19 protein-coding genes are annotated in these 22,779 nt (G+C 62.5%); 8 read left to right on the forward strand and 11 right to left on the reverse strand.

Going from position 1 to position 22,779, the window contains the following annotated elements; genetic code table 11:
- Positions 1 to 213: 213 nt before the first annotated feature.
- Both PVZ78_RS10625 and cysS read left to right on the forward strand, forming a co-directional pair.
- Positions 214 to 1,911 (forward strand): glutamine--tRNA ligase/YqeY domain fusion protein, encoded by a 1,698-nt coding sequence (locus PVZ78_RS10625; protein ID WP_009049801.1) that lies wholly within the window; start codon positions 214 to 216, stop codon positions 1,909 to 1,911.
- Between the two features lie 18 nt (positions 1,912 to 1,929).
- Positions 1,930 to 3,312, forward strand: a complete 1,383-nt coding sequence (gene cysS, locus PVZ78_RS10630; RefSeq protein ID WP_273828663.1) for a cysteine--tRNA ligase — start codon at positions 1,930 to 1,932, stop codon at positions 3,310 to 3,312.
- An 81-nt stretch (positions 3,313 to 3,393) separates the two neighbouring features.
- On the opposite strand, the gene PVZ78_RS10635 is transcribed toward cysS, so the two are convergent.
- Entirely contained in the window at positions 3,394 to 5,244 is a 1,851-nt protein-coding gene (locus PVZ78_RS10635) for a sigma-54-dependent Fis family transcriptional regulator (RefSeq protein WP_273828664.1), read from the reverse strand.
- 327 nt (positions 5,245 to 5,571) lie between these two features.
- On the opposite strand from PVZ78_RS10635, the gene PVZ78_RS10640 reads away from it, so the two are divergent.
- The 6 genes from PVZ78_RS10640 to PVZ78_RS10665 all read left to right on the forward strand — a co-directional run bounded on the left by PVZ78_RS10640 (position 5,572) and on the right by PVZ78_RS10665 (position 11,645).
- A complete protein-coding gene (locus tag PVZ78_RS10640; RefSeq protein ID WP_009049798.1) occupies positions 5,572 to 6,666 on the forward strand; it encodes an ABC transporter ATP-binding protein in 1,095 nt (364 codons plus the stop codon).
- Positions 6,666 to 7,781: an ABC transporter ATP-binding protein gene (locus PVZ78_RS10645; RefSeq protein WP_016701904.1), complete on the forward strand. Its 1,116-nt coding sequence runs from the start codon at positions 6,666 to 6,668 to the stop codon at positions 7,779 to 7,781. The genes PVZ78_RS10640 and PVZ78_RS10645 overlap by 1 nt, the downstream gene beginning before the upstream one ends.
- Entirely contained in the window at positions 7,778 to 8,644 is an 867-nt protein-coding gene (locus PVZ78_RS10650; RefSeq protein ID WP_009049796.1) for a carbohydrate ABC transporter permease, read from the forward strand. The genes PVZ78_RS10645 and PVZ78_RS10650 overlap by 4 nt, the downstream gene beginning before the upstream one ends.
- An 11-nt stretch (positions 8,645 to 8,655) precedes the next feature.
- Complete coding sequence (locus PVZ78_RS10655) at positions 8,656 to 9,456, forward strand: carbohydrate ABC transporter permease (protein WP_007929618.1); 801 nt, start codon at positions 8,656 to 8,658, stop codon at positions 9,454 to 9,456.
- A 10-nt stretch (positions 9,457 to 9,466) separates the two neighbouring features.
- Complete coding sequence (locus tag PVZ78_RS10660) at positions 9,467 to 9,739, forward strand: DUF2160 domain-containing protein (RefSeq protein ID WP_009049795.1); 273 nt, start codon at positions 9,467 to 9,469, stop codon at positions 9,737 to 9,739.
- 163 nt (positions 9,740 to 9,902) lie between these two features.
- Positions 9,903 to 11,645, forward strand: a complete 1,743-nt coding sequence (locus PVZ78_RS10665; protein ID WP_023964376.1) for an ABC transporter substrate-binding protein — start codon at positions 9,903 to 9,905, stop codon at positions 11,643 to 11,645.
- 167 nt (positions 11,646 to 11,812) lie between these two features.
- On the opposite strand, the gene PVZ78_RS10670 is transcribed toward PVZ78_RS10665, so the two are convergent.
- The 10 genes from PVZ78_RS10670 to nuoG form a co-directional block, all read right to left on the reverse strand.
- Entirely contained in the window at positions 11,813 to 12,127 is a 315-nt protein-coding gene (locus PVZ78_RS10670) for a helix-turn-helix domain-containing protein (RefSeq protein ID WP_025804712.1), read from the reverse strand.
- Entirely contained in the window at positions 12,117 to 12,467 is a 351-nt protein-coding gene (locus PVZ78_RS10675; RefSeq protein ID WP_096376050.1) for a toxin, read from the reverse strand. The genes PVZ78_RS10670 and PVZ78_RS10675 overlap by 11 nt, the downstream gene beginning before the upstream one ends.
- A gap of 246 nt (positions 12,468 to 12,713) precedes the next feature.
- A complete protein-coding gene (nuoN, locus tag PVZ78_RS10680) occupies positions 12,714 to 14,177 on the reverse strand; it encodes an NADH-quinone oxidoreductase subunit NuoN (RefSeq protein ID WP_009049791.1) in 1,464 nt (487 codons plus the stop codon).
- Between the two features lie 7 nt (positions 14,178 to 14,184).
- Complete coding sequence (nuoM, locus tag PVZ78_RS10685) at positions 14,185 to 15,717, reverse strand: NADH-quinone oxidoreductase subunit M (protein ID WP_009049790.1); 1,533 nt, start codon at positions 15,715 to 15,717, stop codon at positions 14,185 to 14,187.
- A 39-nt stretch (positions 15,718 to 15,756) separates the two neighbouring features.
- Positions 15,757 to 17,610: an NADH-quinone oxidoreductase subunit L gene (gene nuoL / locus PVZ78_RS10690; RefSeq protein WP_009049789.1), complete on the reverse strand. Its 1,854-nt coding sequence runs from the start codon at positions 17,608 to 17,610 to the stop codon at positions 15,757 to 15,759.
- A complete protein-coding gene (gene nuoK / locus PVZ78_RS10695) occupies positions 17,607 to 17,915 on the reverse strand; it encodes an NADH-quinone oxidoreductase subunit NuoK (protein ID WP_023964387.1) in 309 nt (102 codons plus the stop codon). Before nuoK ends, nuoL begins: the two co-directional genes overlap by 4 nt.
- A 13-nt stretch (positions 17,916 to 17,928) precedes the next feature.
- Entirely contained in the window at positions 17,929 to 18,429 is a 501-nt protein-coding gene (gene nuoJ, locus PVZ78_RS10700; RefSeq protein WP_009049787.1) for an NADH-quinone oxidoreductase subunit J, read from the reverse strand.
- Positions 18,430 to 18,438: 9 nt separating this feature from the next.
- A complete protein-coding gene (nuoI, locus tag PVZ78_RS10705) occupies positions 18,439 to 18,987 on the reverse strand; it encodes an NADH-quinone oxidoreductase subunit NuoI (protein ID WP_003223795.1) in 549 nt (182 codons plus the stop codon).
- 11 nt (positions 18,988 to 18,998) lie between these two features.
- Complete coding sequence (gene nuoH, locus PVZ78_RS10710; RefSeq protein WP_007929607.1) at positions 18,999 to 20,006, reverse strand: NADH-quinone oxidoreductase subunit NuoH; 1,008 nt, start codon at positions 20,004 to 20,006, stop codon at positions 18,999 to 19,001.
- Positions 20,003 to 22,717 carry an NADH-quinone oxidoreductase subunit NuoG gene (gene nuoG, locus PVZ78_RS10715; RefSeq protein WP_124345111.1) on the reverse strand — a complete coding sequence of 905 codons (2,715 nt, stop codon included), beginning with the start codon at positions 22,715 to 22,717 and terminating at the stop codon, positions 20,003 to 20,005. The genes nuoH and nuoG overlap by 4 nt, the downstream gene beginning before the upstream one ends.
- Positions 22,718 to 22,779: the final 62 nt, after the last annotated feature.

A 22,779-nucleotide genomic window follows, 5' to 3' on the forward strand; every position in this document is an offset into this window, starting at 1 on the left:
GGGCCCGCGGGCCGGAACCGCGCTGGCAAAAATCCGCCAAGGTGCGCAGTTTAGCGTGCCGAGCGTGAAATTCGAGGCTGTTTTTTCATTTGCGACGGATTAATCACGGCAGATTTAAAGCCCGCTCTGTCAGGGGCTTGACCGCATCGGCTATGATATCCGTTTTGATTTATCAGGCCGCACCGGCCGCGCACTTGTACGTTCAAGGATCCTATGAGCAAGCCCACTGTCGACCCTACCTCGAATTCCAAGACCGGACCGGCCGTGCCGGTCAACTTCCTGCGCCCGATCATCCAGGCGGACCTGGACTCGGGTAAGCACACACAGATCGTGACCCGCTTCCCGCCGGAGCCCAACGGCTACCTGCACATCGGTCACGCCAAGTCGATCTGCGTGAACTTCGGGCTGGCCCAGGAATTCGGTGGCGTCACCCACCTGCGCTTCGACGACACCAACCCGGCCAAGGAAGACCAGGAATACATCGATGCCATCGAAAGCGACGTCAAGTGGCTGGGCTTCGAGTGGGCCGGTGAAGTGCGCTACGCCTCGCAATACTTCGACCAGTTGCACGAATGGGCGGTGGAGCTGATCAAGGCGGGCAAGGCCTATGTCGACGACCTGACCCCCGAGCAAGCCAAGGAATACCGTGGCAGCCTGACCGAGCCGGGCAAGAACAGCCCGTTCCGTGACCGTTCGGTGGAAGAGAACCTGGACCTGTTCGCCCGCATGAAGGCGGGTGAATTCCCGGATGGCGCACGCGTGCTGCGGGCCAAGATCGACATGGCCTCGCCGAACATGAACCTGCGCGACCCGATCATGTACCGCATCCGCCATGCGCATCACCACCAGACCGGCGACAAGTGGTGCATCTACCCGAACTACGACTTCACCCACGGCCAGTCGGATGCCATCGAAGGCATTACCCACTCGATCTGCACCCTGGAGTTCGAAAGCCACCGTCCGCTGTACGAGTGGTTCCTCGAGAACCTGCCGGTGCCGGCGCAGCCGCGCCAGTACGAGTTCAGCCGCCTGAACCTGAACTACACCATCACCAGCAAGCGCAAGCTCAAGCAACTGGTGGACGAGAAGCACGTCAACGGCTGGGACGACCCGCGCATGTCGACCCTGTCGGGCTTCCGGCGTCGTGGCTACACGCCGAAATCCATCCGCAACTTCTGCGAGATGGTCGGCACCAACCGTTCCGACGGCGTGGTGGACTTCGGCATGCTCGAATTCAGCATCCGTGACGACCTCGACCACAGCGCCCCGCGCGCCATGTGCGTGCTGCGTCCGCTGAAGGTGGTGATCACCAACTACCCGGAAGGCCAGGTCGAGAACCTCGAACTGCCGCGCCACCCGAAAGAAGACATGGGGGTGCGGGTACTGCCGTTCGCCCGTGAAATCTACATCGACCGCGACGACTTCATGGAAGAGCCGCCAAAGGGCTACAAGCGCCTGGAGCCGGCCGGCGAAGTGCGCCTGCGCGGCAGCTACGTGATCCGCGCCGACGAGGCGATCAAGGATGCCGACGGCAACATCGTCGAGCTGCGTTGCTCGTACGATCCGGACACCCTGGGCAAGAACCCGGAAGGCCGCAAGGTCAAGGGCGTGATCCACTGGGTGCCGGCCGCCGCCAGCGTCGAGTGCGAAGTGCGCCTGTACGACCGTCTGTTCCGTTCGCCGAACCCGGAGAAGGCCGAAGACAGCGCAAGTTTCCTGGACAACATCAACCCTGACTCCCTGCAGGTCCTCACTGGTTGTCGTGCCGAACCCTCGCTGGGCAACGCACAGCCGGAAGACCGTTTCCAGTTCGAGCGCGAAGGTTACTTCTGCGCGGATATCAAGGACTCGAAACCGGGCGCACCGGTATTCAACCGTACCGTGACCCTGCGCGACTCCTGGGGTCAGTGATCAGTTAAGGAACTCCTTGTGCTAACGATCTACAACACGCTCACCAAGAGCAAAGAAGTCTTCAAGCCGCTCGATGGCAACAAGGTGCGCATGTACGTGTGCGGCATGACCGTGTACGACTACTGCCACCTGGGCCACGGTCGCAGCATGGTCGCCTTCGACCTGGTGACCCGCTGGCTGCGTTTCAGCGGTTACGACCTGACCTATGTGCGCAACATCACCGACATCGACGACAAGATCATCAATCGGGCCAACGAGAACGGCGAGTCGTTCGAAGCGCTGACCGAGCGCATGATCACGGCGATGCACGAAGACGAAGCGCGCCTGAACATCAAGAAGCCGGACATGGAGCCGCGTGCCACCGACCATATCGCCGGCATGCACGCGATGATCCAGACCCTGATCGACAAGGGCTACGCCTACGCGCCGGGCAACGGCGACGTGTACTACCGCGTGGCCAAGTTCATGGGTTACGGCAAGCTGTCGCGCAAGAAGATCGAAGACTTGCGCATCGGCGCGCGCATCGAAGTCGACGAGTCGAAACAGGACCCGCTGGACTTCGTGCTGTGGAAAGCCGCCAAACCGGGCGAGCCGAGCTGGGAATCGCCATGGGGCGCCGGGCGTCCGGGCTGGCACATCGAATGCTCGGTGATGTCGACCTGCTGCCTGGGCGAGACCTTCGACATTCACGGCGGCGGCAGCGACCTCGAGTTCCCGCACCATGAAAACGAGATCGCCCAGAGCGAGGCGGCCACCGGCAAGACCTACGCCAATGCCTGGATGCACTGCGGCATGATCCGCATCAATGGCGAGAAGATGTCCAAGTCCTTGAACAACTTCTTCACCATTCGCGACGTGCTCGACAAGTACCATCCGGAAGTGGTGCGTTACCTGCTGGTGTCGAGCCACTACCGCAGCGCGATCAACTACTCGGAAGACAACCTCAAGGACGCCAAGGGCGCCCTGGAGCGTTTCTACCATGCCCTCAAGGGCCTGCCGAGCGTGCCGGCCGTCGGTGGCGAAGCCTTCGTCGAGCGTTTCACCGAGGTGATGAATGACGACTTCGGCACCCCGGAAGCCTGTGCGGTGCTGTTCGAGATGGTGCGCGAGATCAACCGCCTGCGCGAGAGCGATCTTGATGCGGCGGCCGGTCTGGCGGCTCGCCTGCGGGAACTGGCGGATGTGCTGGGTGTGCTGCAACTGGAAGCCGACGACTTCCTGCAGGCCGGTGCCGCCGGCCGGGTCGACGCGGCGCAGGTCGAATCGCTGATCCAGGCGCGCCTGGCGGCCCGTGCCAACAAGGACTGGGCCGAGTCTGACCGCATCCGCGACCAGATCACCGCCATGGGCGTGGTGCTGGAAGACGGCAAGGGCGGGACTACTTGGCGTCTGGCTGACTGATCGCGGTACTGGCTACAAACAGAAACCCGCCTTGTGCGGGTTTTTGTTTGCTTGCCATTTGGGGATGGAGGGGGTGGGGGATCAATCCTCCTGCTGACGCAATCTTTTATAGAGGGTATTGCGACTCACCCCCAGCCGTCGCGCCAGCTGGGAAATGTTGCCGCCCACGGCCTTGAGCTGGCGGTGCAGGTCGGCGCTGTCTTCCAGGGCGATGTCGCCGGGCGGTTCGTGGCTGGCGGCTGGCTCCATGTCCAGGTCGACAAAAAAGTCGTCCGGCAGGTGCTCGGCGCGGATCGGCTGGTCTTCGGCCATGGCCAGCGCCACCTGCATCACGCTGCTGACCTGGCGCAGGTTGCCCGGCCAGGGGTGGCGCTCGAAGAGGTCCTGGACTTCGCGGCTGAGCCCGGCCCATTGGCCGGGCTCGCGGTGCTGTTCCCAGATGCGCTTGAACAGCGCCTGCTTGTCGCTGCGTTCGCGCAGGGGCGGCAACTCCAGGGTCAGGCCGCCGATGCGGTAATACAGGTCCTCGCGGAAGCGCCCGAGTTGCACCTGTTCGCGCAGGGAGCGGTTGGTCGCCGAGATGATGCGGATGTCCACCGGGAACAGTTCGCTGCTGCCCACCGGCTGCACGCAGCGCTCCTGCAGCACCCGCAACAGGCGGGCCTGGGTCGGCAGGGGCATGTCGCCGATTTCGTCGAGGAACAGCGTGCCTTTGTCGGCCTTGCGGATCAGGCCGATGCTGCCTTTCTGGTTGGCGCCGGTGAAGGCGCCTTTTTCGTAGCCGAACAGCTCGGACTCCACCAGTTCGGCGGGGATCGCTGCGCAGTTGACGGCAATGAACGCCTGTTTGCTCCGCGAACTGGCCTGGTGCAGCGCCTTGACGAAGACTTCCTTGCCGACCCCGGTTTCGCCGTGGATCAGCAGCGGAATGTCCTTTTCCAGCAGCCGTTCGGCCTGGCGCACGGCTTTCTCCACGCGGCTGTCGCCGAAGTGCAGGGTGCTCAGGCCGATGGCATCGGCGTTGGCGGGAGACGGGCGAGCAGGTGCCTCGGCGAAGACCCGGGCCTGGATCGGCACCTGCCTTGGACGCTTGAGCAGGCAATGGAAGCGGTTGCGACCGGCGGCCTGCAGGGCGAAGGGCAGGCCTTCGGGTTGGTTGAGCAACTCAAGCAGGGACACCTTGAACAGGCTCTCGATGCCGACCCGCGACAGGCTGATGCCCAGCAGGTTGTCGGCGCGGCGGTTGGCCGAGAGCACCTGGCCGCTTTCATCGAAGATCAGCAGGCCGGCCCACTGGCTGTCGAGGTTGTTCAGGCCGGTGTTGAAGGTCAGCTGGAAATGCCGGCCTTCGAACAGGTTGAGGATCAGCCGGTTCTCCACCGTCTGGCTCATCATCTTGACCATGCCCAGGGTGTGGGAGGGCGGCAGGTAGCTGTCGCTGGAGACATCCAGCACCGCGATCACCCGGCGCTCGGCATCGAAGATCGGCGCGGCCGAGCCGGTCATGAAACGGTTGGCCTTGAGAAAGTGTTCATCGTGCTCGATATGCACCGCCTGCTCGCAGGCCAGGGCGGTGCCGATGGCGTTGGTCCCGCTGCAGTGTTCCAGCCAGCTGGCGCCGGCACTGAAACCACGGGCCAGGCTCGGCTCGATAAAACGCTGGGTGCCCCAGGAGGTCAGCACCTGGCCCTGGTTGTCGGCGAGCATGATCAGGCAATTGGAGTTGCTGAGGATGTTCTCGTAGTAAGGCAGGACTTCCTGGTGGGTGGTCTGCACCAGGGCATGCTGGCTTTCCAGCAACTGGGCGATGCGCTCGGCGGGCAGTTGATCGAAGGCGGGGGCGCTCTGGTGGCTGAGGCCAAAGGCCCGGCAGCGGCTCCAGGAGTCCTTGATGATGGTCTCGTGAGACAGCGGTGAGGCAGGTGCGCTCATGGCGGTAGGTCTCTGAAAACGCTTTTATTGTTGTTATTGGCGTATGGCCTGGCCTTTGTAGTTGCAGCCCGCGGCAGCGGCTACAAGAAGCAATCTTGCCGGCAAAAACGTCCATCCAGTGTTGTTCACTCTTGTTCATTGTCAACCGCCGGACTGTTCAGTTGTTCAGTGCGGGTTGTTCATTTCTGTTCAGCTATGAACCCGCGGATAACCTGTCTTGGAATAAATATCAGGCTTATCAGTGGCTTGGTTTGCTGCCGCGGTTCTGGCACGAAAGTCGCTCTGCTGCTCCGGTCGCTTGACTCCAATAATAAAAAAGGCCGAGCCATGTCATTAACGCTGGAACACGTCAGCCGTGTCGTCGAGGGCCAGACCTGGATCGATGACATCTCGCTGCGCTTTGAACCCGGTTCCTTCAATGTCCTGCTGGGACGTACGCTGTCCGGCAAGACCAGCCTGATGCGCTTGATCGCCGGGCTCGACAAGCCCGCCAGCGGACGCATCCTGATGAATGGCGTGGACGTCACCGGGCGCCCGGTGCGGCTGCGCAACGTGTCGATGGTCTATCAGCAGTTCATCAACTACCCGACCATGACCGTGTTCGAGAACATCGCCTCGCCGCTGCGCCAGGCCGGCGTCGCTGCACAATTGATCGAGAGCAAGGTGCTGGAGACGGCGAAGATGTTGCGGATCGAGAAGTTCCTGCAGCGCCATCCGCTGGAGCTGTCCGGCGGCCAGCAGCAGCGCACGGCGATGGCCCGGGCGCTGGTCAAGGATGCCGAGCTGATCCTGTTCGACGAGCCGCTGGTCAACCTCGACTACAAGCTGCGCGAAGAGCTGCGCCAGGAGATGCGCGAGCTGTTCCAGGCCCGCCATACCATCGCCATCTACGCCACCACCGAACCCAACGAGGCGCTGGCCCTGGGTGGCACCACCACCATCCTCCACGAGGGGCGCCTGGTGCAGAGCGGCAAGACCGCCGAGGTCTATCACCAGCCGCAGACGGTGCTGGCCGCCGAGCTGTTCTCCGAACCGCCGATCAACCTGATGCCGGGGCGCATCGCCGGCAATGAAGTGAGCTTCGCCAATTTCGTGCACTTTCCGCTGAACGTCGATCTGCGCCCGGTCGGCGAGGGCGAGTTCCGCTTTGGCGTGCGGCCCAGCCATATCTCCCTGGTGCCGAGCAACGACGACGACCTGGAGCTTGCGGTGACCGTCGAGGTCGCGGAAATCAGCGGCTCGGAAACCTTCCTGCATGTGCGCAACGAACAATTCCTGTTGGTGCTGCACTTGCCCGGCGTGCACGAATATGACGTCGACGCGCCGATCCGCATTTATATCCCCACCCACAAACTGTTCGTCTTCGATGCCCAGGGCCGTCTGGTCCAGGCGCCGGGGCGACGCGTCGCGAGGGTTGCCTGATGGCCGAGATCCGTTTGCACAACCTCGCCCACAGTTACACCAGCACTCCGGCTGGTCCCGAGGACTATGCGATCCGCGAGATGAACCACATCTGGGAGCAGGGCGGCGCCTATGCCTTGCTCGGGCCGTCCGGCTGCGGCAAGTCGACCTTGCTCAATATCATTTCCGGGCTGCTCAGCCCGTCCCAGGGGCAGGTGCTGTTCGACACCCGGGTGGTCAACGAGCTGACTCCCGAGAAGCGCAATATCGCCCAGGTTTTCCAGTTCCCGGTGGTCTACGACACCATGACGGTGTTCGACAACCTGGCCTTCCCGCTGCGCAACCAGGGCATGGCCGAAGCCAAGGTGCACAGCAAGGTGCAGGAGATCGCCGAGGTCCTCGACCTGCAGGCGCTGTTGAGCAAGAAGGCGCGCAACCTCAGTGCCGACGAAAAGCAGAAGGTCTCGATGGGCCGCGGCCTGGTGCGCGACGACGTGTCGGCGATCCTGTTCGACGAGCCGCTGACAGTGATCGACCCGCACCTGAAGTGGAAGCTGCGGCGCAAGCTCAAGCAGATCCACGAGCAGTTCAACATCACTATGGTCTACGTCACCCACGACCAGCTCGAAGCCTCGACCTTCGCCGACAAGATCGCGGTGATGTACGGCGGGCAGATCGTCCAGTTCGGCACCCCGCGGGAGCTGTTCGAGCGACCGAGCCACACCTTCGTCGGCTACTTCATCGGCAGCCCGGGGATGAACCTGATCGAGGTCCGGGCAGAGGCCGGCGGTGTCAGGTTCGCCGGCACCCATCTGGCACTGCCCGAGGCCTTGCAGCAGCGGATCGCCGAGAGCGATTACCAGAGCCTGAAAGTCGGCATCCGCCCGGAATTCATCCATGTCTGGGACGAGCCTTACGAGGAGGCGCTGCAGGCCGACGTGGTCCACATCGAGGACCTGGGCACCTACAAGATCATGACCCTGAACCTCGACGGCGCGGTGTTAAAAGTGCGCCTGGCCGAAGACAAGCCAGTGCCGCAGGGCAGGGCCTGCATCAGCTTCCCCGCGCAGTGGCTGATGGTCTACGCCGACGAATACCTGCTGGAGGCCCACGCCACGAACGAGGTTCAGCCATGAACAAAGTGCAGAACAACAAGGCCTGGTGGCTGGTATTGCCGGTGTTCCTGCTGGTGGCCTTCAGTGCGGTGATCCCGATGATGACCGTGGTCAACTACTCGGTGCAGGACATCTTCGACCAGTCCAGCCGCTATTTCGTCGGCGCCGACTGGTACCGCCAGGTGCTGCTCGACCCGCGCCTGCACGACTCGTTGCTGCGCCAGTTCATCTATTCGGCCTGTGTGCTGCTGATCGAGATTCCCTTGGGAATAGCCATCGCCCTGACCATGCCGAGCAAGGGGCGCTGGTCGTCGGTGGTGCTGATCATCCTCGCCATTCCGTTGCTGATCCCGTGGAACGTGGTGGGCACCATCTGGCAGATCTTCGGCCGCGCCGACATCGGCCTGATGGGCTCGGCGCTGAATGCCCTGGGCATCAATTACAACTATGCGGCCAACACCATGGATGCCTGGGTCACGGTGCTGGTGATGGACGTGTGGCACTGGACCTCGCTGGTGGCGCTGCTGTGCTACTCGGGGCTGCGGGCGATCCCGGACGTGTACTACCAGGCGGCGCGCATTGACCGGGCGTCGAACTGGGCAGTGTTCCGGCATATCCAGTTGCCGAAGATGAAAAGCGTGCTGCTGATCGCGGTGATGCTGCGCTTCATGGACAGCTTCATGATCTACACCGAGCCGTTCGTGCTCACCGGCGGCGGGCCGGGCAACGCCACCACCTTCCTCAGCCAGACCCTGACCCAGATGGCGATCGGTCAGTTCGACCTGGGCCCGGCCGCGGCGTTTTCCCTGGTGTATTTCCTGATCATCCTGCTGGTGTCCTGGCTGTTCTACACCGCCATGACCCACTCCGACGCCAATCGCTGAGGACGGCCGCCATGACCAAGCGCAAGCTGATACCGCTGCTGATCTACATCCTGTTCCTGCTGGTGCCGATCTACTGGTTGCTGAACATGTCGTTCAAGAGCAACAACGAGATCCTCGGCAGCCTGACCCTGTGGCCCCAGGACTTCACCTGGCACAACTACAAGGTGATCTTCACCGACCCCAGCTGGTACACCGGCTATCTCAACTCGCTGTATTACGTCAGCCTGAACACGGTGATTTCCCTGAGCGTGGCGCTGCCGGCGGCCTATGCGTTCTCGCGCTACCGCTTCCTCGGCGACAAGCACCTGTTCTTCTGGCTGCTGACCAACCGCATGGCGCCGCCGGCGGTGTTCCTGCTGCCGTTCTTCCAGCTGTATTCGTCCATAGGCCTGTTCGATACGCACATTGCCGTGGCCCTGGCCCACTGCCTGTTCAACGTGCCGCTGGCGGTGTGGATTCTCGAAGGCTTCATGTCCGGGGTGCCGAAGGAAATCGACGAGACCGCCTACATCGACGGCTACAGCTTTCCCAAGTTCTTCGTGAAGATCTTCGTCCCGCTGATCGGCTCGGGGATCGGCGTGACGGCGTTCTTCTGCTTCATGTTTTCCTGGGTCGAGCTGCTGCTGGCGCGGACCCTGACCTCGGTGAACGCCAAGCCGATCGCCGCGGTGATGACCCGCACCGTGTCCGCCTCCGGTATCGACTGGGGTGTGCTGGCGGCGGCCGGGGTGCTGACCATCCTGCCGGGCATGCTGGTGATCTGGTTTGTTCGCAACCATGTGGCCAAGGGCTTCGCCCTGGGCCGGGTATGAGGATCCGTTGATGGAATGGATGAACTGGACCGCCCCGACGGCGGCATTCTTCGGTGTCATTGCCTTGATCCTGCTGGGCATGACCACGTGGGAATTACGTTCGCCGAGCATCCCTCGGCGCGGCTTCCTGCCGATTGCCACCACCCGTGGCGATCGCCTGTTTATCGGTCTTCTCGGCAGCGCCTACCTGCATCTGCTGGTAATCGGCGTCACCGACTGGAGCATCTGGGTGGCGTTCGTGCTGTCCCTGGTGTGGCTGTTGGCTGTGATGCGTTGGGGCTAATGCTGATACCCATTCCTGTAGGAGCGAGCTTGCTCGCGAAGAATTCCAGCGCGCCGCGTACAGGCTGGTTCTACGCGTCATCGTTAGCGACCTTCGCGAGCAAGCTCGCTCCTACAGGGAGGTATTGGTATCGGTCCTCTTTGAACTTAACCGGGAGGTCTCTATGTTCGACAAAAACAATAAGCTGCGACATAGCGTTTCATTGGCGGCCATGCTGGCTCTGAGCGGCTTGAGCGCGACGGCCTGGGCCGACGCCTATGAGGACGCCGCGAAAAAATGGATCGGCAGCGAGTTCAAGCCATCCACCCTGACCGCGGAACAACAGCTGGAAGAGCTGAAGTGGTTTATCAAGGCGTCCGAGCCGTTTCGCGGGATGAAGATCAACGTGGTCTCTGAGACCATCGCCACCCATGAATACGAGTCCAAGGTGCTGGCCAAGGCCTTCAGTGAAATCACCGGGATCAAGCTGACCCACGACCTGCTGCAGGAAGGCGACGTGGTGGAGAAGCTGCAGACCCAGATGCAGTCGGACAAGAATATCTATGACGGCTGGGTCAACGACTCCGACCTGATCGGCACGCACTTCCGTTATGGCAAGACCGAATCCATCACCGACCTGATGGCCAACGAGGGCAAGGACTACACCTCGCCGACCCTGGACATCAAGGACTTCATCGGCATCTCCTTCACCACCGCGCCGGACGGCAAGATCTACCAGTTGCCCGACCAGCAGTTCGCCAACCTGTACTGGTTCCGCGCCGACTGGTTCGAGCGGGCCGACCTGAAAGCCAAGTTCAAGGAGAAATACGGCTACGAGCTGGGTGTGCCGGTGAACTGGTCGGCCTATGAGGACATCGCCAAGTTCTTCAGCGAGGACGTCAAGGAGATCGACGGCAAGCGGGTCTACGGGCATATGGACTACGGCAAGAAGGACCCGTCCCTGGGTTGGCGCTTCACCGATGCCTGGTTCTCCATGGCCGGCGGCGGCGACAAGGGCTTGCCCAACGGTTTGCCGGTGGACGAGTGGGGGATCCGCGTCGAGGATTGCCATCCGGTGGGCTCCAGCGTGACCCGCGGCGGCGACACCAACGGCCCGGCGGCGGTGTTCGCCACCACCAAGTACGTCGACTGGATGAAAAAGTACGCGCCACCGGAAGCGGCGGGCATGACTTTCTCCGAATCCGGGCCGGTGCCGTCCCAGGGCAATATCGCCCAGCAGATCTTCTGGTACACCGCCTTCACCGCCGACATGACCAAGCCGGGCCTGCCGGTAATGAACGCCGACGGAACGCCGAAATGGCGCATGGCGCCGTCGCCCAAGGGGCCGTACTGGGAGGAGGGCATGAAGCTGGGGTATCAGGACGCCGGCTCCTGGACCTTCCTCAAGTCCACCCCGGAGAAACAGAAACTCGCGGCCTGGCTCTATGCCCAGTTCGTGACCTCGAAAACCGTGTCGCTGAAGAAAACCATCGTCGGCCTGACACCGATCCGCGAGTCGGACATCAACTCCCAGGCGATGACCGACCTGGCGCCGAAACTCGGTGGCCTGGTGGAGTTCTATCGCAGTCCGGCCCGCGTGCAGTGGACGCCGACCGGCACCAACGTGCCGGACTATCCACGCCTGGCACAGCTGTGGTGGAGCCATATCGCCGAAGCGGCCAGCGGCGAGAAAACCCCGCAACAGGCACTCGATGGCCTGGCCAAGGATCAGGACGCAATCATGACCCGGCTCGAGCGCTCGAAAGCCCAGGCCACCTGCGCCCCGAAAATGAACCCCGAGCGCGACGCGCAATACTGGTTCGACCAACCGGGCGCGCCGAAACCGAAACTGGCCAACGAGAAACCCCAGGGCGAGACCGTGAGCTACAACGAACTGCTCAAGTCGTGGGAGGCGGCGCGCAAGTAAGGTTGTGGATCGGTAATGCGCAACGGCACCTTCGGGTGCCGTTCTGTTTTTGGGAGCTGTAGTGCCCGGACCATTGTTGTCGCGGGCAAGCCTCGCTCCTACAGAAGAGGGTGATCCGTCGGAGCGAGGCTTGCCCGCGATGATGTCCTTCGAACCAGTGCAGACCTTCAGGCCAATGCTGCCAGCCGCTCCACCGTATCGGGAAAACGCTGTACCAGGCGGATCAGGGTAGTGGCCTGAGCGTTGGGTTTTGCCCGTCCTTGCTCCCAGTTCTCCAGGGTCCGAGTATTGGTGCGCAGGTACATGGCAAATACCGATCTGGACAGGTTCAGCTGTTCGCGCACGGCCAGCACTTCTTCGGCGGTGATCGGTAGCAGTGCGTTCAGCTTGACCTTGTGGGTGCGCAGCGTGAGCTTGCCTTGGCGCTCTTTGGCCAGGGCGTCGAAACCTTCGACCAGTTCGGAAAAGATGTCACGTTTCATGATGGGTTCTCGCCTCGACTTCTCTGTTCAGCAGTTGCTTGAGCAGTTTTTTCTGATGGGGTGTCAGGTCGTTCTGCTCGTTCTTTGCGTAAAGGGTGAAGAGCCAGAATTGGGCGCCTCCGGACCACCAGTAATAAATCACCCGGATCCCGCCGCGTTTGCCCTTGTGCCGTCGCTCATCGACAAAGCGGATCTTGCGCAAGCCACCGGTTCCCTCGATGAGATCTCCGGCTTCGGGGGCTTTCAGCAACTCAAGCTGCAAGCTACGAAAAAGCTCGTCGTCCAGGTAGTCCTGTCGATGGCGTTGGAACGGGGGCAGCTCAATAAAAAGTGCGTCCATGATCTGTACGTAATCTGCGTATATTTTTGGTTGAATGGGTCGAGAGGTCAAGGCGTTGCGCATGGCGCTCGTCGCCTTTTAATGACCTTAGACTTGGCAATCAGGATGAGACGTAGGACGCGTCTTTAAAGCCTGAAAGGCAATTCCTTTCAGATGGCAGGAGGAAGGGCAGGGTGGTTTTTCTTTGGAAAACAAAACGGCGCCCGAAGGCGCCGTCTTGTTTTGCTGCGGATCGTTCTTGAGCGATCAGCCCGCCAGACCGGATTGCTGGACCAGGATCAGCAGCGGTTGTGGGTAGACGCCGAGGAAGAACGCCAGGACCGCGATGGCCAGCAGCATCACGCCGCCGGCTTTCTGTTCCCAGTGCAGCTGGGCGTCGACGCGGCGCAGGTTCGGCTCGATCAGGTACAGGGTGACCATGACGCGCAGGTAGTAGAACACACCGATGGCGCTGCCCAGGACCAGGGAACCGACCAGCCACCATTGGTGCGCTTCGACACCGGTGGCAATGATGTAGAACTTGCCGATGAAGCCCGCGGTCAGCGGGATACCGGCCAGGGACAGCATCATCACGGTCAGTACGGCGGTCAGGTACGGACGACGCCAGAACAGGCCGCGGTACTCGTACAGGGCATCCGCATCGCGACCCTTGTAAGGCGAGGACATCAGGGTGATCACGCCGAAGGCGCCGAGGCTGGTGATCACGTAGGTGACCAGGTAGACGCCGATGGCCTCCATCGCCAGGCCCTTGCTCGCCACCAGGGCGATCAGCAGGTAACCGAAGTGGGCGATGGACGAGTAACCCAGCAGACGCTTGAGGTTGCTCTGGGTCAGCGCCAGCAGGTTGCCGAACAGGATCGAGGCAATCGCGATCAGGGTCAGCACGGTGTTCAGGACACCGCTGCTGGCTACCGGCGAGATCTGGAACAGACGCACCATCACCGCGAATACCGCCACCTTGCTCGCGGTGGCCAGGAAGGCCGCCACAGGCGCTGGAGCCCCTTCGTAGACGTCCGGGGTCCACAGGTGGAAGGGTACCAGCGACAGCTTGAACGCCAGGCCGATCAGCATCATGCCCAGGCCCAGTTGGGCCATCGGGCTAGGCAGGCCGGTCGCGGCCAGGGCCTGACCGATGCCGTTGAAGCTCAGGCTGCCGGCTTCGGCGTAGAGCAGGGCCATGCCGAACAGCAGGAACGCGGAACCGGCGGCCGACAGCACCATGTACTTGATGCCGGCTTCCAGCGAACGCTTGTTGAAGAAGGCATAAGCCACCAGGCCGTAGACCGGTACCGAGAGCAGTTCCAGGCCGATGAACAAGCCGGCCAGGTGTTGCGCGCTGACCAGGACCAGGCCGCCGGCGGCGGCCATCAGGATCAGCAGGTACAGCTCTTCGCGGTTGCCCGGGTAACCGGTGCCGCCGTCGCCCAGGTAGGCGTGGGCGAGGGTGACGCAGGCCAGGGTGGCCACCAGGATCAGCGCCATGTACAGGCAGGCGAACTGGTCGATCTGCAGCAATGGAGTCACCGCCAGAGGGGTGACTTTCAGGGCCGGCAGGATCGACAGCAACGCCAGGTTCAGACCGGCGACCGACAGCAGGAAGGTTTGCGAATGGTTGCGACGCCAGGCGATAGCCAGCATCACCACAATGATGGTGAGGCTGGTGATCAACAGCGGCGCAAGCGCGATAAAGTGTTGAATCGTAAAGTCCATAGCGCTCTTACCGGGCCGAAGCGAGTTGAGTGAAGGCGGTGCCGAGCCATTGCTGCACGCCACTCATCGTGGCGGCAGAGGTATCGAGGAACGGTTGCGGGTAGATGCCGATGTAGATCAGCAGCGCCGCCAGGCCGACCACCATGATCAGTTCGCGAGCGTCCATGCCGTGCAGGACCGCGTCCGACTTGGCCGGGCCGAAGTAGGCGCGGTGAATCATGATCAGCGAATAGACCGAACCGAACACCAGGCCGGAAGTCGCGAGCACGGTGACCCATGGCGCGCTGGCGAAGGTACCGATCAGGATCAGGAATTCGCCGACGAAGTTACCGGTCGCCGGCAAGCCCAGCGAGGCTGCTGCGAAGAACAGGCTGATGGCTGGCAGGTAGGCGATCTTCGACCACAGGCCACCCATTTCACGCATGTCGCGGGTGTGGGTGCGTTCGTACAACTGGCCGCACAGGATAAAGAGTGCTGCCGCCGACAGACCGTGAGCCAGCATCTGGATCACCGCGCCCTGCAGGGCCAGCTGGCTGCCGGAGTAGATACCGATCAGCACGAAGCCCATGTGCGAAACGCTGGAGAATGCCACCAGGCGCTTGATGTCGGTCTGGGCGAAAGCCAGGAAGGCACCGTAGAAGATGCCGATCAGACCCAGGGTCATGGCGATCGGCGCGAACTCGGCCGAGGCATTCGGGAACAGCGGCAGGGCGAAGCGCAGCAGGCCGTAGGCCGCAGTCTTCAGCAGGATCCCCGCCAGGTCCACGGAACCCGCTGTCGGTGCCTGGGCGTGGGCATCGGGCAGCCAGGAGTGGAACGGCACCACTGGCAGCTTCACTGCGAAGGCGATGAAGAAGCCGAGCATCAGCACGTACTCGGTGGTGGTCGACATCTTGGTCTTCAACAGGTCGGCGTAGTTGAAGGTAATCACGCCGGTGTCGTTGAAGTTGACCAGCACCAGACCGAGGATCGCCACCAGCATGATCAGGCCGGAAGCCTGAGTGAAGATGAAGAACTTGGTCGCGGCGTAGATCCGGGTTTTCTTGCCGTCCGAAGAACTGTGACCCCAGAGCGCGATGAGGAAGTACATCGGCACCAGCATCATTTCCCAGAAGAAGAAGAACATGAACAGGTCGAGGGCGAGGAACACGCCGACGACACCGCCCAGGATCCACATCAGGTTCAGGTGGAAGAAGCCCACGTGACGCTGGATCTCTTTCCAGGAACAGAGGACGGAAAGCACGCCCAGGAGGCCGGTCAGCAGGATCATCAACAGCGACAGGCCGTCGAGGGCCAGGTGCACGTTGATGCCGAAGCGCTCGATCCAGACGTGCTTGAACTCCAGGGTCCAGGTCGGATCGGCGCCAGGCGCCGGAGCGAGTGAATAGTCGCCGTGGGCCCACAGCCAGAGGCCGAGGCTGAGCAACAGGGACATGGTGATCAGCGCAATCCAGCGGGGGAGGGTGGCGCCGAAGCGCTCACCCATCCAGCACAGCAGGCCGCCGATGAAGGGGATCAGGATTAGCCAAGGCAGAATCATGACGGGCTCAATTCCTTTCGCAAGTTCGCAAGGTTCATATCAGACCGCTACCAGCACGACGGCGCCGATAACCAGCACGGCACCAGCAGCCATCGAGGCGGCGTACCAACGCAGTTGACCGGTTTCCGTACGGCTCAGGGAGTTGTGGCCCCCTTTGGCCAGGCGCGGGATCAGACCGATGGTCTGGTCGAGCGGGTCTTTGCGCAGTACATGGCTGATCGCCAGATATGGCTTGACGAACAGTTTGTCGTAGATCCAGTCGAAGCCCCAGGCAGCGAACCACCAGGCCGAGAGGAGGCGGCCGATGCCGCTGTTGGCGATGGCGGTAACGAAGCGACGCTTGCCGAGGAACAGCAGCGCGGCCAGCAGGATACCGGCGATGGCGATGGCGCCGGACGCGAGTTCCAGGCTGTGCTTGGCTTCGCCGCCGGCATGGCCGACGCTGAGTGGCAGCACACCGTGCAGCGGTGGGGTGATCATGGCGCCGACGGCGGTCGACAGAACGATCAGCACCGACAGCGGCAGCCAGTGGCTGATGCCGTGGCCGGCGTGGGCTTCGGTCTTGGCTTCACCGTGGAAGGTGATGAAGATCAGGCGGAAGGTGTACAGCGAGGTCATGAAGGCCCCCACCAGACCGGCATACAGCAGGCCATGGTTACCGCTGGCGAAGGCTTCCCAGAGGATCTCGTCCTTGGAGTAGAAACCGGCGGTGACCAGTGGCAGAGCCGCCAGGGCCGCGCCGCCGACGATGAAGCTGGCGTAGGCCAGCGGCAGTTTCTTCCACAGGCCGCCCATCTTGAAGATGTTCTGCTCGTGGTGGCAGGCAACGATCACCGCACCGGAGGCAAGGAACAGCAGGGCCTTGAAGAAGGCGTGGGTCATCAGGTGGAAGATCGCGCCGTCCCAGGCGCCAACGCCCAGGGCCAGGAACATGTAGCCGATCTGGCTCATGGTCGAGTAGGCGAGGATCCGCTTGATGTCGGTCTGTACCAGCGCGGCGAAGCCGGCCAGCACCAGGGTCACGCCACCGACGACGCCCACCAGGTGCAGGATGTCCGGCGCCAGGGCGAACAGGCCGTGGGTACGGGCGATCAGGTAGACACCGGCGGTCACCATGGTTGCGGCGTGGATCAGTGCCGAAACCGGGGTAGGACCGGCCATCGCATCCGCCAGCCAGGTCTGCAGCGGCAGCTGGGCGGATTTACCGACCGCGCCACCCAGCAGCATCAGGGTCGCCAGGACGATCCAGAAGTCGCCGGCCTGGAACTTCGCAGGCGCCGCGACCAGCAGTTGCTGGATGTTCAGCGTACCCAGCTGCTGGAACAGGATGAACAGGCCGATGGCCATGAACACGTCGCCGATGCGGGTGACGATGAAGGCCTTGAGTGCCGCGTTACCGTTGTTGCGGTTGCTGTAGTAGAAACCGATCAGCAGGTACGAACACAGGCCCACGCCTTCCCAGCCGAAGTACAGGAACAACAGGTCGTCGCCGAGCACCAGGAACAGCATGCTGGCGATGAACAGGTTGGTGTAGGCGAAGAAGCGCGAGTAACCGTCTTCACCGCGCATGTACCAGGACGCGAACAGGTGGATCAGGAAACCCACGCCCACCACCACGCCGAGCATGGTCACGGACAGGCCGTCCAGGTACAGGGCGAAGGTTGGCTTGAAGTCGCCAACGGTCATCCACTGCCACAGCACCTGGGTGTAGTGGCCACCTTCCGGCGGGGCGACGTTGAATTGCCAGATCACATAAGCCGCGACAATCGCCGACAGGCCAACGGAGCCGACACCGATCAGGGCGGCGAGGTTTTCCGAGAGGCGTCCACGGGAGAACGACAGCAGCAGAAAACCGATCAGGGGGAACAGGAAAGTCAGATAGAGAAGGTTCATCCGCGCATCTCGCTGGCAGCGTCGATATCGAGAGTGTGGAAGCGGCGATACAGCTGCAACAGGATCGCCAGGCCAATACTGGCCTCGGCGGCTGCCAGGCTGATCACCAGGATGAACATGACCTGTCCATCCGGCTGCGCCCAGCGGCTACCGGCGACGATGAAGGCCAGGGCGGAGGCGTTCATCATCACCTCCAGGCTCATCAGCACGAAGAGAATGTTGCGTCGCACCATCAGGCCGACCAGGCCGAGGCAGAACAGGATGCCGGCAACGGCCATGCCATGCTCCAGAGGGATAGTTCCGATAGTAGGCATGGTCTTACTCCTTCGCCTCGTTGCGGCCCAGGTGGAACGCCGTGACGGCTGCGGCGAGCAGCAGCATCGAGGCGAGTTCGACCACCAGCAGATAAGGACCGAACAGGCTGATGCCCACGGCCTTGGCGTCTACGGTGGTGTGGCCGATACCGGTACCGCTCTGGTGGCTGAACAGCACGTACAGCAGTTCCACCAGCAGCAGGGCGGCGAGCACCACCGGCCCGAGCCAGATCCCCGGCTTGAGCCAGATGCGTTCCTGCTGAACCGAGGCGGGGCCCAGGTTCAGCATCATCACCACGAACACGAACAGCACCATGATGGCGCCGGCATAGGCGATCACTTCCAGCACGCCGGCGAACGGTGCGCCGAGGCTGAAGAACGTCATCGCCACGGCGATCAGCGAAATGATCAGGTAGAGCAGGGCGTGCACAGGGTTGGTGTTGGTCACCACACGTAGCGTGGAGACAACGGCGACACCTGACGCGAAATAGAAAGCGAATTCCATCTTTCTTCCTTAAGGCAGCAAGCTCTTCACGTTGATCGGCTCGGCTTCGTTTTGCGCGGAGCCCTTTGGCTTACCGGCAATGGCCATACCTGCAACACGATAGAAGTTGTAATCAGGGTTCTTTCCGGGACCGGAGATCAGCAGATCTTCTTTCTCGTAAACCAGGTCCTGACGTTTGAACTCGGCCATCTCGAAATCCGGGGTCAGCTGGATCGCGGTGGTCGGGCAGGCTTCCTCGCAGAGGCCGCAGAAGATGCAACGCGAGAAGTTGATGCGGAAGAAGTCCGGGTACCAGCGACCGTCTTCGGTTTCAGCTTTCTGCAGCGAGATGCAACCCACCGGGCACGCCACGGCGCACAGGTTGCAGGCTACGCAACGCTCTTCGCCATCGGGGTCGCGGGTCAGTACGATGCGGCCACGGTAGCGGGGCGGCAGGTAGACCGGCTCTTCCGGGTATTGCAGGGTGTCGCGCTTGCGAAAGCCATGGCCGAAGACCATCACCAGGCTGCGCAGTTGGGTACCAGTACCCTTAACGATGTCGCCAATATATTTGAACATGGGTCAAATCCTCACTGAACCGCGCCCGCTGGCGTGTTCAACAACACAAGCGCAGCAGTCACCAGCAAATTGATCAGGGTCAGCGGCAGGCAGAATTTCCAGCTGAAGTCCATCACCTGGTCATAACGCGGACGCGGGATGGAAGCCCGCAGCAGGATGAACAGCATGATGAAGAACGCGGTCTTCAGGGCGAACCAGACGAAGGACAGTTGCGGCAGGATGCCGAACGGACCGTGCCAGCCACCGAAGAACAGGGTGACCAGCAGTGCCGAGATCAGGATGATGCCGATGTACTCGCCAACGAAGAACATGCCCCATTTCATGCCGGCGTATTCAATGTGGTAACCGTCGGCCAGTTCCTGTTCCGCTTCCGGCTGGTCGAACGGGTGACGGTGAGTCACGGCCACGCCAGCGATGAAGAAGGTACAGAAGCCGAAGAACTGCGGAATGATGAACCACAGGTTCTGCGCCTGGTAGTCGACGATGTCGCGCATGTTGAACGAACCGACCTGGGCCACGATGCCCATCAGCGCCAGGCCCATGAACACTTCATAGGACACGGTCTGGGCCGAGGCCCGCAGGCTGCCGAGCAGGGCGAACTTGTTGTTGCTCGACCAGCCGGCGAACAGCACCGCGTAGACCGACAGGCCGGCCATGGCAAAGAAGAACAGCAGGCCGATGTTCAGGTCCGCCACACCCCAGGTCGGGGTGATCGGGATGATCGCGAACGCGATCAGCAAGGCGCTCATGGCCACGACCGGCGCCAGGGTGAAGATCACCTTGTCGGCAAACGGCGGGGTCCAGTCTTCCTTGAAGAACATCTTCAGCATGTCGGCGGCGATCTGGAACATGCCGAACGGGCCAACGCGGTTCGGACCGTAACGGTCCTGCCACCAGCCCAGCAGGCGACGCTCGACAAAGCTGAGCAGGGCACCGGCGACCACCACGGCCAGCATGATGACCAGGGCTTTGACGACCGCCAGGATCACGTCGATCACTTCAGGGGTGAACCAGGTCATTGCGCTGCCTCCTGCAGACCGTCAACGGATTTGCCAAAGAACGCCGGAGGAATACCCGCCAGGCCGGCCGGCAGGGCCACCAGGCCAGCGCCCAGCTCGTCGTTGATGCGCAGCGGCAGACGCAGGGTCTGGCCCGCCACGTTCACGGCGAGCAGCGCGCCATCGTTGACACCCAGGCGATCGGCTTCGGACTTGGCCAGGGAAACGTAGGCGGCCGGGATGCGTTCCTGGACCGGAGCGGCTTTCGAAGAGTTCTCTTCGCTGCCGAACAGGTGGTAGAACGGCACCGCCTGCCAGGTGCCCTGGGCAGGGGAGAAGGCGCGCGGCACGCTGGCGAACCAGCCGAGGCTGTCGCCCTGGCTTTCGATCAGGCGGGTGCCCGGATCACCGGCACGCAGGTGGCCACCGACTTCGTCCTGGAACTTGTTCCAGGCTTGCGGCGAGTTCCAGCCCGGCGACCAGGCGAACGGCACCTGGGAGCGTGGCTCCACGGAGCCCGAGTAACCTTCCATGGAGAAGGAGAACGCGGTGTCCTGGTCCTGCGGGGTACGTGGCTCGTGCACGCTGATGTCGGCGCGCATGGCGGTACGGCCGCTGTAACGCAGCGGTTCGCGGGCCAGCTTCAGGCCCTTGATGCGGAACGACGCCGATGGCGCGGCATCGACGATGCGCGCGAGTTGCGGGTTGCTCTGGGCGCAGGCGGCGGTCACGTGGTCCAGTTGGGTCCAGTCCACCGGCTTGTTCAGCAGGGTAGAGCGCAGGGCATGCAGCCAGCGCCAGCCTTCGTGAACCAGGATGCTGGCATCCATATAGGTCGGATCGAACACCTGGAAGAAGCGCTGGGCACGGCCCTCCTGGCTGACCAGGGTGCCGTCGCCTTCGGCGAAGCTGGCCGCTGGCAGGACCAGGTGCGCGCGATCGCTGGTGGCGGTCTTCTGGTGGTCGGCGACGATCACCACTTTCGCGGCGTTCAGCGCGGCATCGACCTTGGCGGCGTCGGTGCGGGTGTACAGATCGTTTTCCAGCACGACCAGGGCGTCGGCCTTACCGTCGATCACCGCTTGCAGCGCGGCGTCCACCGATTCGCCACCGAGCATGGCCAGGCCGAGGCTGTTGGCCTCAGGCACGATCAGGCTGATGGAGCCGTTCTTCTCGCGCAGCTTCAGGGCCTTGGCGATGTTCGCCGCGGCTTCGATCAGCGCCTTGGAACCCAGGGAGGTGCCGGCGATGATCAGTGGGCGCTTGGCGGCGAGGAGGGCGTCGGCGATACGCTTGGCCAGTTCCTGGGCTTCGGCGTCCAGGCCTTCGACGGTCGGGGCACTGGCGTCCAGGGCGTGGGCCACGGCGAAACCGATGCGCGCCAGGTCGTCGGGAGCGGCGTGTACACACTCCTCGGCAACGTCGTCGAGCTTGGTTTCAGCCAGGCTGGCGATGAACAGCGGGTTCAGCGCGTGCTGGCCGATGTTTTTCACCGCGGCGTCGAGCCATGGCTGGACGCGCATGGCGTCGGCCATTTCTTCGGCCTTGCCCTTGACCGACTGGCGCAGGGCCAGGGCCATGCGGGCGGCGGTCTGGGTCAGGTCTTCGCCGAGGACGAACACTGCATCGTGGTCTTCGATGTCGCGCATGGTCGGCACGGGCAGCGGGCTGTTTTTCAGCACTTGCAGGACCAGGCGGATACGCTCCAGCTCGGCGGCTTCGATACCACTGTAGAAGTGCTCGGCGCCTACCAGTTCACGCAGGGCGTAGTTGCTTTCCAGGCTGGCACGAGGCGAACCGATACCGACGATATTGCGGCCGCGCAGCAGGTCGGCGGCCTTGTCCAGCGCCTGGTCCAGGCTCAGCTTGGTGCCGTCGTTCAGCAGCGGCTGGCGTGGACGGTCTGTGCGGTTGACGTAGCCATAGCCGAAACGGCCACGGTCGCACAGGAAGTACTGGTTCACCGAACCGTTGTAGCGGTTCTCGATGCGGCGCAGTTCGCCGTAGCGCTCGCCCGGGGAGATGTTGCAACCGCTGGAGCAGCCATGGCAGATGCTCGGCGAGAACTGCATGTCCCATTTGCGGTTGTAGCGCTCGGAGTGAGTCTTGTCGGTGAACACACCGGTCGGGCAGACCTCGGTGAGGTTGCCGGAGAACTCGCTTTCCAGGGTGCCGTCTTCAACGCGACCGAAGTACACGTTGTCGTGGGCACCGAACACGCCGAGGTCGGTGCCGCCGGCATAGTCCTTGTAGAAACGCACGCAACGGTAGCAGGCGATGCAGCGGTTCATCTCGTGAGCGATGAACGGGCCGAGTTCCTGGTTCTGGTGGGTACGCTTGGTGAAGCGATAACGGCGCTCGTTGTGGCCGGTCATCACGGTCATGTCTTGCAGGTGGCAGTGACCGCCTTCCTCGCAGACCGGACAGTCGTGCGGGTGGTTGGTCATCAGCCATTCGACGACACTGGCGCGGAAGGCCTTGGATTCTTCATCGTCGATGGAGATCCAGGTGTTGTCGGTGGCGGGCGTCATGCAGGACATGACGATGCGACCACGGGTGTCGTTCTCGTCGGTGTATTGCTTGACCGCGCACTGGCGACAGGCACCGACGCTACCGAGAGCGGGGTGCCAGCAGAAATAAGGGATGTCGAGGCCTAGTGACAGACATGCCTGTAACAGGTTGTCCGCCCCATCGACTTCGAGCGCTTTGCCGTCTACGTGGATAGTGGCCATGGTTCAAAGTTCTTCGTTGGCCCGGTGTCAGCGGGCGTGGCTAATGGAATCTTGGTGCTCGC

The organism is Pseudomonas sp. SBT1-2, from assembly GCF_028640875.1.
GTDB lineage: Bacteria > Pseudomonadota > Gammaproteobacteria > Pseudomonadales > Pseudomonadaceae > Aquipseudomonas > Aquipseudomonas chlororaphis_I.

What these genes read in the sequence shown, in the direction of transcription:
- PVZ78_RS10660 (WP_009049795.1), top strand. Translation starts at nt 9,467, where the DNA reads ATGGAATGGATGAACTGGACCGCCCCGACGGCGGCATTCTTCGGTGTC.
- nuoL (WP_009049789.1), bottom strand. Translation starts at nt 17,610, where the DNA reads ATGAACCTTCTCTATCTGACTTTCCTGTTCCCCCTGATCGGTTTTCTG.
- PVZ78_RS10655 (WP_007929618.1), top strand. Translation starts at nt 8,656, where the DNA reads ATGACCAAGCGCAAGCTGATACCGCTGCTGATCTACATCCTGTTCCTG.
- nuoM (WP_009049790.1), bottom strand. Translation starts at nt 15,717, where the DNA reads ATGATTCTGCCTTGGCTAATCCTGATCCCCTTCATCGGCGGCCTGCTG.
- PVZ78_RS10625 (WP_009049801.1), top strand. Translation starts at nt 214, where the DNA reads ATGAGCAAGCCCACTGTCGACCCTACCTCGAATTCCAAGACCGGACCG.
- PVZ78_RS10670 (WP_025804712.1), bottom strand. Translation starts at nt 12,127, where the DNA reads ATGAAACGTGACATCTTTTCCGAACTGGTCGAAGGTTTCGACGCCCTG.
- nuoH (WP_007929607.1), bottom strand. Translation starts at nt 20,006, where the DNA reads ATGACCTGGTTCACCCCTGAAGTGATCGACGTGATCCTGGCGGTCGTC.
- PVZ78_RS10675 (WP_096376050.1), bottom strand. Translation starts at nt 12,467, where the DNA reads ATGGACGCACTTTTTATTGAGCTGCCCCCGTTCCAACGCCATCGACAG.
- nuoI (WP_003223795.1), bottom strand. Translation starts at nt 18,987, where the DNA reads ATGTTCAAATATATTGGCGACATCGTTAAGGGTACTGGTACCCAACTG.
- PVZ78_RS10635 (WP_273828664.1), bottom strand. Translation starts at nt 5,244, where the DNA reads ATGAGCGCACCTGCCTCACCGCTGTCTCACGAGACCATCATCAAGGAC.
- PVZ78_RS10650 (WP_009049796.1), top strand. Translation starts at nt 7,778, where the DNA reads ATGAACAAAGTGCAGAACAACAAGGCCTGGTGGCTGGTATTGCCGGTG.
- nuoG (WP_124345111.1), bottom strand. Translation starts at nt 22,717, where the DNA reads ATGGCCACTATCCACGTAGACGGCAAAGCGCTCGAAGTCGATGGGGCG.
- PVZ78_RS10665 (WP_023964376.1), top strand. Translation starts at nt 9,903, where the DNA reads ATGTTCGACAAAAACAATAAGCTGCGACATAGCGTTTCATTGGCGGCC.
- nuoN (WP_009049791.1), bottom strand. Translation starts at nt 14,177, where the DNA reads ATGGACTTTACGATTCAACACTTTATCGCGCTTGCGCCGCTGTTGATC.
- PVZ78_RS10645 (WP_016701904.1), top strand. Translation starts at nt 6,666, where the DNA reads ATGGCCGAGATCCGTTTGCACAACCTCGCCCACAGTTACACCAGCACT.
- nuoJ (WP_009049787.1), bottom strand. Translation starts at nt 18,429, where the DNA reads ATGGAATTCGCTTTCTATTTCGCGTCAGGTGTCGCCGTTGTCTCCACG.
- PVZ78_RS10640 (WP_009049798.1), top strand. Translation starts at nt 5,572, where the DNA reads ATGTCATTAACGCTGGAACACGTCAGCCGTGTCGTCGAGGGCCAGACC.